Source organism: Ruegeria sp. K7 (assembly GCF_056531785.1).
On the sequence record NZ_JBQFMJ010000014.1, the window covers coordinates 15,303 to 27,385 of the forward strand.

Below are 12,083 nucleotides of genomic sequence, written 5' to 3' on the forward strand. Positions count from 1 at the left end.
AAACATTTTCACAGGATGACCAATTGTCAGATATCCTCGCCCGGGGGTTCCAGCGGTCCGCCCGGCCCGGCCAGATGACGCTCGGCCAGCCACGGATTTAAAACCAGCGCTTCATCCAGCGCTTCACGCGCCTGATCTATTCTGTGTAACCCAAGCAGTGTCAGCGCCCGGCCGCTGATCGCCGCGACATGGTTGGGCGAAAGCTCGATTGCCCGGTCAAGGTCAACCAGGGCCGCCTTGAAATTGGAACGCAGATAATTTGCGAAAGCCCGTTGATTGTAGCCTTCGGCGTAGGATGGGCAATAATCGATCAACCGATCAAATTCCTGTATCGCGCCTGACAGATCGCGACGTTGGATGCGCGCCATGCCGCGGTCCAGCATGGCTTGCGCATCTTCATCGGGCGCATCCCGCCACAACTCCCACATCAGGCCAGAAATCTCACGCGCGGCCTGTTCGCTTGGCGCCTGTTGAACCTGCGAGATCAGCAGGTCGACGTCTTCGACGTGATCGGGCGCTGGCGGACATTCTTCAGCGTTGGCAACCGTAGCGGCCAGTACGGCAATCAGAGGCAGGGCATGAAGTTTCATCTGCCAATGATGGTGCATCCCGGGGTTTCGTCAACCGATCCTTTCGATGGCCCCTGACAATCCGGTTTCCTTCACGGCCTCCATCGCGACAAAAGTCGATGTATTCGCCACGTGTGGCAGGGACGAGATCTTTTCCGCCAGAACCGCCCGGTATTCAGACATGGACCCTGTGCGGACTTTGAGAAGGTAGTCAAAGTTCGAGGCGATCATATGCGCCTGCTCGATCTCGGCCACCCGGCGCACCGCCGCGTTGAACTCGGCCAATGCCTTTTCTCGCGTGTCGGACATGCGTACCTCGACGAACGCAACATGATCCAGTCCAAGGCGGATAGGATCAAGCAAGGCGCGATAGCCCGTTATGATGCCTTCAGCCTCAAGCCGTTTCAGCCGCGCCTGTGTCGGCGATTTCGACAATCCGATCCGCCGAGCCAGATCCGCGACGGATACCCGTCCGTCCTCTGCCAGAATCGTCAGAATTGACTGATCGAACCGATCAATATCCAAAAAGTCTTTTTGCATCGCACTTACCCGAAAATACGGTCCATTTACCCAAGTATTGCCAAAAATCAGGCGATTGTCCCGAAATTTCGACGGTATACTCATCAAAAGCCCGGAGGAAAGATGTCACACAACCTGCGCTCTGTCATCGACAGCCAAACTTATGCCGATCAGGACACCGTACTGGAACGCCTGACCGAACAGGCAAACCTGACGGTTGCCGACCGAAACGCCATATGCGCGGCGGCGGCGCAACTGGTGCGTGATATCCGATCCAGCACATCGCCGGGCATGATGGAGGTGTTTCTGGCCGAATACGGCCTGTCCACGGATGAGGGCATCGCGCTTATGTGTCTGGCCGAAGCCCTGTTACGCGTCCCGGATGCCGACACGATCGATGCGCTGATCGAAGACAAGATCGCACCGTCGGACTGGGGCAAGCATCTGGGCCACTCCTCGTCCTCGCTGGTCAATGCGTCGACCTGGGCGCTGATGCTGACGGGCAAAGTGCTGGATGAAGACAAGGCCTCGCCCGTGGGTGTGCTGCGCAGTGCAATCAAGCGGCTGGGGGAACCGGTGATCCGAACCGCAGTCGGACGTGCGATGAAAGAAATGGGGCGTCAGTTCGTTCTGGGCGAAACCATTCAGTCGGCCATGTCGCGCGCCAAAGGGATGGAGACGAAGGGCTACACATATTCCTATGACATGCTTGGCGAAGCCGCCCGGACCGAGGCGGATGCGGCGCGTTATCACCTGTCCTATTCCCGCGCCATCACCGCGATTTCCGATGCCTGCACCCATGACGACATCCGTGCCAACCCCGGCATTTCAGTGAAACTGTCCGCTCTGCATCCGCGCTATGAGCTGGCGCAGGAACAGCGGGTGATGGATGAACTCGTTCCCCGCTTGCGCGCGCTGGCATTGCTGGCCAAAGCCGCGGGGATGGGTCTGAACGTGGACGCGGAAGAAGCAGACCGCCTGTCCTTGTCGCTGCAAGTGATCGAGGCTGTCATGTCTGAACCCGCATTGGCGGGTTGGGACGGCTTCGGCATCGTTGTTCAGGCCTACGGCCCCCGCGCCGGGCTGGTTCTGGATACGCTTTATGAAATGGCCGAACGTCACGACCGCAAACTGATGGTGCGGCTGGTAAAAGGCGCCTATTGGGATACCGAGATCAAGCGGGCTCAGGTCGAGGGCATGAACGGGTTCCCCGTCTTTACTCGCAAAGCCGCAACCGACGTCTCGTACATTGCCAACGCCCGGAAGCTTCTCGGCATGACGGACAGGATTTATCCGCAGTTTGCCACGCATAATGCCCACACCGTCAGCGCGATTCTGCATATGGCCGACGACCAGCCGTACGAGTTCCAGCGCCTGCACGGCATGGGCGAAACCCTGCACCGGATCGTCAAGGACAAAAGCAACACGCGCTGCCGTATCTACGCCCCGGTTGGCGCGCATCGCGATCTGTTGGCCTATCTGGTGCGGCGGTTGCTGGAGAACGGTGCGAACTCGTCCTTCGTGAACCAGATTGTGGATGAGGACGTCCCCCCGGAAGAAGTTGCGGCCGACCCGTTCGTATCCATTGAACAAGCTGTCACGCCGCTGACCACCGGTCCCGATCTGTTCCAGCCCGAGCGAAAAAACTCGGTTGGGTTCGACCTGCATCACACGCCCACGCTGGACAGGATCGACGCCGCAAGGGACAAGTTCCGGGCCCATCACTGGTACGCACGACCCCTGCTGTCCGACAACGCTGCGCCCGAAGTGGATGAGCCGGTCATTAACCCGGCGCAACCGATGGACCGGCCCGGAGCGGTTGCCCCCGCCAGCGCAGACGATGTCGAACTGGCCCTTGCCTCAGCGGCGCCGTGGCAGGCCCCTGCTTCCGAGCGCCAGGAAACCCTGAACAGGGCTGCAGATCTTTATGAACAAAACTTCGGGGAACTGTTTGCCCTGCTGGCGCGGGAAGCCGGTAAGACCCTGCCCGACGCGGTAGCCGAGCTGCGCGAAGCTGTCGATTTCCTGCGCTATTATGCGGCCAACATTCCGGATGCCAAACCGGCCGGTACCTTTACCTGCATCAGTCCGTGGAATTTTCCGCTGGCGATTTTCTCGGGTCAGATTTCGGCGGCGCTGGCGACCGGCAACGCCGTTCTGGCCAAGCCTGCACCGCAAACACCGCTGATCGCCCATCGGGCCGTGCAATTGCTGCACGAGGCCGGTGTGCCCCGCGATGCCCTGCAATTGCTGCCGGGTGGGCCGTCGGTTGGCACAGCTCTCACCTCTGACCCGCGGGTATCCGGAGTGGCCTTTACCGGCTCGACTGCGACGGCACTGAAAATCCGCGCCGCCATGGCAGAAAACCTGCGCCCGGGCACGCCGCTAATTGCGGAAACCGGCGGTTTGAATGCGATGATCGTCGACAGCACCGCGCTTCCGGAACAGGCCGTGCAATCCATCATTGAAAGCGCGTTTCAGTCCGCTGGCCAACGGTGCTCGGCCTTGCGCTGTCTCTATGTGCAGGAAGATATCGCCGACGACCTTCTGAAGATGCTCAAGGGTGCCATGAATGCCCTGCAGCTGGACGATCCGTGGCTGATTTCGACTGACAGCGGCCCGGTGATCGATGAAACCGCGCGGCAGGGTATCGCCGATCATGTGGCCCGCGCCCGCGCCGAAGGCCGCGTATTGAAAGAAATGCCGCTTCCGCCCGAAGGCACATTTGTTGCTCCGACCCTGATCGAAGTGTCAGGCATCACCGCACTGGAGCGCGAGATCTTTGGACCCGTTCTGCACGTCGCCCGCTTTAAAGCCGCCGAAATCGATCAGGTGATCGCGGATATCAACGCGACCGGCTATGGTCTGACATTTGGCCTGCACACCCGGATTGACGACCGTGTTCAACACGTGACCGAGGCGGTGCATGCCGGAAACATCTACGTCAATCGCAACCAGATCGGCGCGATTGTCGGCTCGCAACCATTCGGTGGAGAAGGGCTATCCGGCACCGGCCCAAAGGCGGGCGGGCCAAACTACATGGCGCGATTCTGCGCGCCGGACAGACAGATAAGCCCGGGTCAATGGGACTCAATCATGACAACGCTGCCCAAACCCGAAGGACAAGCCGCGCCAACTCGGACACGCTCCTTGCCCGGCCCCACCGGCGAATCCAACCGCCTGAGCGAAACACCCCGCGCGCCCCTGCTGTGCATGGGACCCGGTGAAGACGCCGCTCGGGCACAGGCGGAGGCTGTAAAGGCCCTTGGCGGCACCGCCATCTGCGCAACCGGCAACCTGGACCTGCGCCGGATCGAAAACCTCACCGGGATTTCGGGCGTGTTGTGGTGGGGTGGCGAAGAAACCGCCCGGCAAATCGAACGCCTTCTGGCGCGACGGGAAAGTCCGATCCTGCCCCTGATCCCGGGCTTGCCCGACCGCGCCCGCGTGTTGGGAGAGCGCCACGTCTGCGTCGATACAACCGCCGCCGGAGGAAACGCAGCCCTTTTGGGGGGTGCGGCGTAAGCATGTCTTGACGCTGGGCCGGGAAAAGCCCAGCGTCGCCCCATGTTTCCGATCCGAGATCACAACCCTTCGGGGCGCACGCCGTATGTCGTCTATATTCTGATGGCGGCCAATATCCTGATTTTCCTCAGCTATGTCGGCGTTATGGACAACGCACGACTGATCAACCAGCTTTACTACGACTATGCAGTCATCCCCGCGCGCATCACGGACGGGTTCAGCTTTGAAACCCTGGTGACCTCGATGTTCTTGCACGGCGGCTGGATGCATCTGGCGGGGAACATGCTGTTTCTGTGGATCTTCGGCGACAATCTGGAAGACGAGATGGGCCACCTGCCCTTTCTGCTATTCTATGTACTGTCCGGCATCGGAGCAGGCCTGATTCATGTCCTGACCGCGCCAGCCTCCATCGTTCCGACCATCGGAGCCTCTGGCGCCATTGCCGGTGTCATGGGCGGTTACCTCTTGCTGTTCCCCAAAGCGCGGGTCGATGTTCTTCTGATCCTGATCATCTATTTCCGCGTCTTCACCATTCCTGCCTTTATCATGCTGGGCATCTGGCTGGGGATGCAGTTTTTGGGAAGCCTGGCCAGCAACCCTGATGAGGGTGGTGTCGCCTACTGGGCGCATACCGGCGGCTTTGTGGTCGGATTGGCGCTGTGCATTCCGGTTTGGCTGCGCCGGGGCGGACCCGGTTTCTGGAACCGGACCCATGGCCACCCGCCCCACCCCGAACACAAGTACAAGCTGACCCAATCCCGCATTCCGAAAGTGCCTCGCAGATGACCAGAATGACAGCCACCTGCCATTGCGGCGCAGTGGAAATCGAGGCCGAGTTTCTTGAAGGCCTGTCCTCGGCCGCCCGTTGTGATTGCTCATTCTGCCTGCGGCGCGGAGCAGCGGCGGTCACTGCGACCACCGAAAGTCTGCGCGTAGTAAAGGGTGCTGAGAACCTCAGCCTGTACACCTGGGGCACGCACACGGCCAAGCATCACTTCTGCAAGACCTGCGGCATCTACGTGTATCACCAGCGCCGGTCCGACCCCGCCGAATGCGGTGTCAATCTGGGTTGTATCGAAGGTGGCAATCCCCGCACGCATGGGCCAATACCTTGGAACGACGGCGTCAATCACCTGTCTGACAGATCGGAGTGATCCGGGGGGCGCCCCCCGCTCAGGAACGTGATTTCAGCGGCCGCCTTTGTCACAAGGTCTGCCAGTTCCGGCGCACGTGTTTCGTCAAACCGCACCGACGGGCCAGAGACTGATATTCCCGCACAGGGTTCACCCCGGTCATTGTAGATCGCGGCACCGATGCAGGACATGCCCTCATACCGTTCTTCCCTGTCCAGCGACCAGCCACGCCTGCGCGTTTTGGCCAAATCCAGCAACAACTGCGGTTCGGGCACCTGCGTATGCTGGGTGAAGGCGGTCAGTTCCGTGCCGCGCAGGACTTTTTGCAGGGAAGCTTCCTTCATGGCTGCCAGTATGGCTTTGCCAGTTCCTGACGCATACATAGGTGTTCGCGCCCCTGGCGGAAAGAACGCGCGGATCGGGTTCGATGTTTCAACCTGCCCGACAAAGACCACCTCGGCGCCATCCGGTACCGCCAGATTGGCCGTTTCCCCACTGTCCTGCATGAGACGGCGCAAAATCGGGCGGCCGATCTCCAAAACACTGTTGCGCCGCAAAAAGGATGCGCCGGTCCGGTAGGCTTCGATCCCGATCATCCATTCCTGCCGTTCATCGTCAAAAGTCACATAGCCGTGCTTTTGCAGGGTCGTCAGAATCCTGTGTGTCGTGGCCGTGGGCACATCGATTTCACGGGCCAGATCGCTGAGGGCCGCGCGTTCGAAACGGGCAACCGCGCTCAGAACGCCCAGCGCGCGGTCCAGCGATTGCATGGTCCCGGCAGAACTTTCCTTGAACAGGGATTTTGGTCTGCCGCGTGGCCGCTTTTGATTGTTCATTTCTGTTTCCTGTTCGAAGTTTCGCCTGGCCATAGATTGGAAATTTTCAGGCCATATTCCGACCTACAAATTTGAGAAACTGAAAATCTCATAATTTCAGGGTATTACATATTTAATTGCAAAAATGAAAATATTTTTCAAGAAAATTGCAAGCTGACGCCTGCGCAGTCACAATTCTGACAAAGCGGAGGACTCAGTCATGTCAAACCAGAATCCGGTCTTCATACCCGGCCCGACCAACATCCCCGATCGTCTGCGTCTGGCCATGCATGTTCAGACACAGGATCACCGTGCGCCGGATTTCGTCGAAACCTTTGCCCCCGTGCTGGAGGACACAAAGAAGGTGTTCGGCACCACCGATGGCAAGATCATCACATTCCCGGCCAGCGGAACCGGAGGGTGGGAAGCGTCGATAACCAACACGCTTAGCCCCGGCGACAAGGTTCTGGTCTCGCGCTATGGCGTTTTCAGCCACCGCTGGATCGATATGTGCGAACGGCACGGGCTGGACGTGCAGGTCATTGAATGCGCCTGGGGCAGCGGCGCGCCGGCGGATCAGTTCCAAGCCGCCCTGGCTGCAGACACGAACCACGAAATCCGTGCTGTACTGGTCACTCACAACGAAACGGCGACCGGTGTGCGCTCGGACATCGCAGCGGTTCGCAATGCCATGGAGGCGGCCGACCATCCGGCGCTTTTGATGGTCGATTGCGTCAGCTCGCTTGCCTCGATGCCGTTCGAATTTGATCAATGGGGAGTCGATATCGCCGTGTCGGGCTCGCAAAAGGGGTTCATGCTGGCAACCGGAATGGCGATCCTGTGCGCCAGCCCCAAGGCTCTGGAGGCGATGCAATCCGCGAAACTGCCGCGCACCTTTTTTGACTTCCGCGACATGCTTGCGGCCAACGCATCCGGCGGCTTTCCATATACCCCGCCCCTGCAACTGATCTACGGTATGAGGGAAAGCTTGAAAATGTTGTTCGAAGAAGGGCTCGAAAATGTCTACGCCCGCCATTTCCGTCTGGCCGAGGGCGTTCGCCGGGCCGTGGATGCGTGGGGGCTGAAGCTGGTGGCGCAAAGCCCGGATCTGTTTTCGGATACCGTCAGCGCGGTTTATGTTCCGGATGGGTTCGACAGTAACGCCCTGACCGACCACGCCTTCAACGCCTATGGTGTCTCGTTCGGTGTTGGTTTGGGGCAACTGAACGGCAAGGCGTTCCGTATCGGGCATCTGGGATCGCTGACCGACGTTATGGTTCTGTCTGGCCTCGCCACGATCGAGATGGCCATGGCCGATCTGAACTACCCCATCAAACTGGGCAGCGGTGTTGCCGCGGCACAGGATTACTATCGCAGTGGTCCGTCCGGCCATGCTCAGGCTGCAGCGTAGGAGGCGAAGATGCTGGATCAAGTCACCGCAGCCGATCTGACCATCGCCGACATGCGCGCGGCGCATGAGCGGATCAAACCCCATATCCGCCGCACTCCGGTCATGCGTTCGGAATATCTGGATGACCTCACCGGTGCGCAGTTGTACTTCAAATGCGAGAACTTTCAGGAAGCCGGCGCCTTCAAGGTACGCGGTGCGTGCAACGCCGTATTCGGGCTGAGCGAAGAGAAGTCCGCCAAGGGCGTCTGCACGCATTCCAGTGGCAACCACGCCCTGTCCCTGTCCTATGCGGCGGGCCGGCGAGGCATTCCGTGCAACGTGGTCATGCCCCGCACTGCACCGCAGGCCAAAAAGGACGCGGTGCGCCGCTATGGCGGTACGATCACCGAATGCGAGCCGTCGACTTCGTCCCGCGAAGCAACGTTCACCGAAGTACAGGCCCGAACCGGTGGCGAGTTCGTGCATCCCTATAACGATCCTCGCGTCATTGCGGGTCAAGCGACATGTTCGGCGGAATTGCTGGAACAGACGGATGGCGTGGATGCCGTCATTGCCCCGATCGGCGGTGGCGGCATGGTGTCGGGGACTTGCCTGACCGTCTCCAACCTAGCCCCGGAAACTGCGATTTACGCGGCTGAACCGGAACAGGCGGATGACGCATATCGTTCATTCAAAGCGGGTCGGATCATTGCAGATGACGCGCCCAAGACGGTGGCCGACGGCCTGCTGGTGCCCCTCAAAGAAAACACATGGCATTTCGTTTCAAACCACGTCACCGACATTTTCACCGCGACCGAGGATGAGATCATCGATGCGATGAAACTGACGTGGAAGTACCTGCGCGTGGTGATGGAACCTTCTTCGGCAGTGCCGCTGGCGACCATTCTCAAAAACCCCGAAGTGTTCCGGGGCAAACGCGTCGGGGTGATCATTACCGGCGGAAATGTGGATCTGGACAAGCTTCCCTGGCTGGCAGGGTAAGGAGGATGACAATGAACAAACCTTTGAACATGGACGAACTGGAAGTTGGCTTTGACGTCCCCGCCGCCATTGGCATGGATGAAAGCGAAATCCAGACCCCCTGCCTGATCCTGGACCTTGACGCGCTGGAGCGGAACATCCGCAAGATGGGCGACTATGCTAAGGCACACGGGATGCGTCACCGGGTGCATGGCAAGATGCACAAATCGGTGGACGTTGCCAAACTGCAGGAAGAGCTCGGCGGCGCTGTTGGCGTGTGTTGCCAGAAAGTGTCCGAGGCCGAGGTGTTTGCCCGCGGCGGCATCAAGGACATTTTGGTGTCAAATCAGGTGCGCGACCCGGCCAAGATCGACAGGCTGGCGCGACTGCCAAAATATGACGCCCACGTCATCGTCTGTGTGGATGACATCGACAACGTCGCCGATCTGTCCGCTGCGGCGGTGCGGCACGGAACGGAATTGAGTATCTTTGTCGAAATCGATTGCGGTGCGGGGCGCTGCGGTGTGACGACAACAGCAGATGTGGTTGCGATTGCGCAAGCCGTCGATGCCGCTGACAACCTGAAGTTTCTGGGCATTCAGGCCTATCAGGGCGCGATGCAGCACATGGACAGTTTTGACGATCGCAAAGCCAAGCTCGATGTTGCAATCGCCATGGTGGCGGATGCCGTGCAGGGGTTGAAGGCCGTCGGACTGGAACCTGAACTGGTTTCGGGCGGTGGCACGGGGTCTTACTACTTCGAATCCAATTCTGGCGTTTACAATGAACTGCAGTGTGGGTCCTACGCCTTCATGGATGCCGACTACGGCCGGATTCTCGACAAGGACGGCAAACGGATCGATCAGGGGGAATGGGAGAACGCGTTCTTCATCCTGACCAGTGTGATGAGCCATGCCAAAGCCGACAAGGCGATCTGCGATGCAGGTCTCAAGGCCCAGTCAGTCGATAGCGGGCTGCCCTTTATCTATGGGCGCGACGATGTGGAATACATCAAATGCTCGGATGAACACGGGGTGATTTCCGATCCCGGCGGAGCGCTGAAGGTGAATGACAAACTGCGGCTGGTGCCCGGCCATTGCGACCCGACGGCCAACGTCCATGACTGGTATGTTGGTGTGCGCGACGGCAAGGTTGAAACGCTGTGGCCGGTTTCTGCCCGTGGCAAAGCCTACTGACCGGTATCCAATCTGACCGACGGGGCAGTTTACAATCTGCCCCGTTTGCTACGTTCTTCGCCAACACTCAGGAAAGGCGCAAACGATGTACATCGTTCCCGAAAAGGAAATCGGAGCCCTGATGGGCCGAAAGGAAAGCTATGCGGCTGTCGAACAGGTATTTGCCGCGATGGCGTCAGGGGATGCATACAACTTTCCGGTTGTGCGCGAAGCCATTGGCCATGCGGATGCGCTTTACGGGTTCAAAGGCGGATTTGACCGGGCAGGTATGACATTGGGCCTGAAGGCCGGGGGATACTGGCCCAACAATCTGGAAACGCACGGAGTGATCAACCATCAGTCCACCGTTTTCCTGTTTGACCCGGATACCGGACGGGCAAAGGCAATGGTTGGTGGCAATCTGCTGACCGCCCTCAGAACCGCAGCGGCCTCGTCCGTGTCGATCAACCATTTGGCCCGGAAGGATGCCAAGGTGATCGGCATGGTTGGCGCAGGGCATCAGGCTGCCTTTCAACTGCGGGCGGCGCTGGAACAGCGCAAGTTTGAAAAGGTCATCGGCTGGAACCTGCATCCTGAAATGCTGCCCAATCTCGCCAAGGTTGCTGAAGACGCGGGATTGCCGTTCGAGGCCGTGGACCTGCCGGGTCTGGCCGAAGCGGATGTGATCATCACCATCACGTCGTCCTTCGCGCCTTCACTCCTGTCGCAACATGTGTCGGATGGCACGCATGTCGCGTGCATGGGCACCGACACGGTTGGCAAACAGGAAGTGGAAACGGATCTGATCATTCGCGCCAGTGTCTTCACGGACGAAGTCGCGCAGGCGGTGACGCTGGGCGAGTGCCAGCACGCGGTCGCGGCTGGGGAGAAATCCGAAAAGGACATTCGCCAAATCGGTGAGGTCATCAACGGCGCGCATCCGGGCCGCACCTCGGCAGAGGAGGTCACGTTGTTCGATGGCACAGGCGTGGGCCTGCAGGATTTGGCCGTCGCCAGTGCAGTGGTCGATCTGGCCATCGAAAGCGGCGTCGCCATCGAAGTCGATTTCTGAAACGAGAAACGCGCCCTGATTGGGGCGCGTCATCAAAAATTTAGCTGTGGCGGGGATGTTCCGTTATCCCCGGATCACCTTGGCGAAACTGTCAAAGATCGGCTCGTTGGCGCAGATGACTTCGCCGTCGGACAGAATTTCGCCCTCAGGGTCCAGCGCCTGAACCAGCCCACCCGCTTCTTTCACGATGATGATGCCTGCGGCCAAATCCCAGGCGTTCAGGCGGCGTTCCCAAAACCCTTCGTACCGGCCTGCCGCGACATATGCCATGTCCAGCGCAGCGGCACCCCAGCGGCGTACGCCGGCGCACACCGGCATCAGCCGGGCCAAATCCTGCAACGTCGCAGGCAAATCGGAACGCCCGCCAAACGGCAGACCCGTGGAAAACACGGATTCGATCATGCGGTGCCGGCCCGAAACCCGGATACGATGGTCATTCATCCATGCGCCTTCGCCCTTTTCGGCAAAGAACATCTCGTCCTTGGCCGCATCGTAGATCACACCGGCGACGATCTTGCCCTTGTGTTCCAGCGCGATGGAAATCGCCCAGTGCGGTAGGCCGTGCAGAAAGTTGGTTGTGCCGTCCAGTGGGTCCACAATCCAACGACGGGTCGGATCTTCGCCGTCGATCGAACCGCCCTCTTCGGCCAGCCAGCCATAGGTCGGACGCGCGCCGAGCAGTTCCTCTTTCAGGATCGCCTCGGCTGCAATATCGGCCTTGGAAACAAAATCTCCGGCACCCTTCATCGACACCTGCAGGTTTTCGACTTCACGAAAATCCTTGACCAAAGAACGCCCCGCCTTACGCGCGGCCTTGATCATGATGTTGAGATTTGCACTGCCAACCATTGTGTATGGGCTCCTGTCCGGTCAAACCGCGCGTATACTGATGCATTGCGCCGTT

The 12,083-nt window shown here is 59.6% G+C and carries 11 protein-coding genes; 7 read left to right on the forward strand and 4 right to left on the reverse strand.

The genetic code is table 11. From position 1 onward, the window contains the following. Positions 1-26 precede the first annotated feature (26 nt). Positions 27-590 (reverse strand): tetratricopeptide repeat protein, encoded by a 564-nt coding sequence (locus tag ACR0FE_RS18790; protein WP_170805693.1) that lies wholly within the window; start codon positions 588-590, stop codon positions 27-29. 30 nt (positions 591-620) lie between these two features. Then, positions 621-1,109, reverse strand: coding sequence for an Lrp/AsnC family transcriptional regulator (locus ACR0FE_RS18795; protein WP_170609741.1), 489 nt, complete (start codon positions 1,107-1,109; stop codon positions 621-623). A 102-nt stretch (positions 1,110-1,211) separates the two neighbouring features. On the opposite strand from ACR0FE_RS18795, the gene putA reads away from it, so the two are divergent. From putA to ACR0FE_RS18810, 3 genes are read left to right on the forward strand one after another with little or no spacing between them, the layout of a single operon-like run. After that, a complete protein-coding gene (gene putA, locus ACR0FE_RS18800; RefSeq protein ID WP_480914589.1) occupies positions 1,212-4,613 on the forward strand; it encodes a bifunctional proline dehydrogenase/L-glutamate gamma-semialdehyde dehydrogenase PutA in 3,402 nt (1,133 codons plus the stop codon). 42 nt (positions 4,614-4,655) lie between these two features. Then, entirely contained in the window at positions 4,656-5,399 is a 744-nt protein-coding gene (locus ACR0FE_RS18805) for a rhomboid family intramembrane serine protease (RefSeq protein WP_480914591.1), read from the forward strand. Then, on the forward strand, positions 5,396-5,767 hold the full coding sequence (locus ACR0FE_RS18810) for a GFA family protein (RefSeq protein ID WP_480914592.1): 372 nt from the start codon (positions 5,396-5,398) through the stop codon (positions 5,765-5,767). Before ACR0FE_RS18805 ends, ACR0FE_RS18810 begins: the two co-directional genes overlap by 4 nt. Here the strand turns inward: ACR0FE_RS18810 and ACR0FE_RS18815 are convergent. Then, the gene (locus tag ACR0FE_RS18815; RefSeq protein WP_480914594.1) at positions 5,743-6,582 is read right to left on the reverse strand and encodes an IclR family transcriptional regulator; all 840 of its coding nucleotides are present in this window, start codon (positions 6,580-6,582) and stop codon (positions 5,743-5,745) included. The two genes, ACR0FE_RS18810 and ACR0FE_RS18815, sit on opposite strands and share 25 nt — an antisense overlap. A gap of 199 nt (positions 6,583-6,781) precedes the next feature. Here ACR0FE_RS18815 and bhcA point away from each other — a divergent pair, with 199 nt between their 5' ends. The 4 genes from bhcA (at position 6,782) to bhcD (ending at position 11,179) form a co-directional block, all read left to right on the forward strand. Further along, positions 6,782-7,972, forward strand: coding sequence for an L-aspartate--glyoxylate aminotransferase BhcA (bhcA, locus tag ACR0FE_RS18820; protein ID WP_480914596.1), 1,191 nt, complete (start codon positions 6,782-6,784; stop codon positions 7,970-7,972). A 9-nt stretch (positions 7,973-7,981) separates the two neighbouring features. Next, positions 7,982-8,953 carry a beta-hydroxyaspartate dehydratase BhcB gene (bhcB, locus tag ACR0FE_RS18825; RefSeq protein WP_480914598.1) on the forward strand — a complete coding sequence of 324 codons (972 nt, stop codon included), beginning with the start codon at positions 7,982-7,984 and terminating at the stop codon, positions 8,951-8,953. An 11-nt stretch (positions 8,954-8,964) separates the two neighbouring features. After that, on the forward strand, positions 8,965-10,128 hold the full coding sequence (gene bhcC / locus ACR0FE_RS18830) for a 3-hydroxy-D-aspartate aldolase BhcC (RefSeq protein WP_480914600.1): 1,164 nt from the start codon (positions 8,965-8,967) through the stop codon (positions 10,126-10,128). A gap of 85 nt (positions 10,129-10,213) precedes the next feature. Further along, positions 10,214-11,179, forward strand: coding sequence for an iminosuccinate reductase BhcD (gene bhcD, locus ACR0FE_RS18835; RefSeq protein WP_480914601.1), 966 nt, complete (start codon positions 10,214-10,216; stop codon positions 11,177-11,179). Positions 11,180-11,242: 63 nt separating this feature from the next. On the opposite strand, the gene ACR0FE_RS18840 is transcribed toward bhcD, so the two are convergent. Continuing rightward, complete coding sequence (locus ACR0FE_RS18840) at positions 11,243-12,028, reverse strand: inositol monophosphatase family protein (protein WP_170609715.1); 786 nt, start codon at positions 12,026-12,028, stop codon at positions 11,243-11,245. Positions 12,029-12,083 lie beyond the last annotated feature (55 nt).

Bases quoted from the DNA above. Each gene is read 5' to 3' on its own strand.
- ACR0FE_RS18790 (WP_170805693.1), bottom strand. From the start codon at position 590: ATGAAACTTCATGCCCTGCCTCTGATTGCCGTACTGGCCGCTACGGTT.
- ACR0FE_RS18795 (WP_170609741.1), bottom strand. From the start codon at position 1,109: ATGCAAAAAGACTTTTTGGATATTGATCGGTTCGATCAGTCAATTCTG.
- putA (WP_480914589.1), top strand. From the start codon at position 1,212: ATGTCACACAACCTGCGCTCTGTCATCGACAGCCAAACTTATGCCGAT.
- ACR0FE_RS18805 (WP_480914591.1), top strand. From the start codon at position 4,656: ATGTTTCCGATCCGAGATCACAACCCTTCGGGGCGCACGCCGTATGTC.
- ACR0FE_RS18810 (WP_480914592.1), top strand. From the start codon at position 5,396: ATGACCAGAATGACAGCCACCTGCCATTGCGGCGCAGTGGAAATCGAG.
- ACR0FE_RS18815 (WP_480914594.1), bottom strand. From the start codon at position 6,582: ATGAACAATCAAAAGCGGCCACGCGGCAGACCAAAATCCCTGTTCAAG.
- bhcA (WP_480914596.1), top strand. From the start codon at position 6,782: ATGTCAAACCAGAATCCGGTCTTCATACCCGGCCCGACCAACATCCCC.
- bhcB (WP_480914598.1), top strand. From the start codon at position 7,982: ATGCTGGATCAAGTCACCGCAGCCGATCTGACCATCGCCGACATGCGC.
- bhcC (WP_480914600.1), top strand. From the start codon at position 8,965: ATGAACAAACCTTTGAACATGGACGAACTGGAAGTTGGCTTTGACGTC.
- bhcD (WP_480914601.1), top strand. From the start codon at position 10,214: ATGTACATCGTTCCCGAAAAGGAAATCGGAGCCCTGATGGGCCGAAAG.
- ACR0FE_RS18840 (WP_170609715.1), bottom strand. From the start codon at position 12,028: ATGGTTGGCAGTGCAAATCTCAACATCATGATCAAGGCCGCGCGTAAG.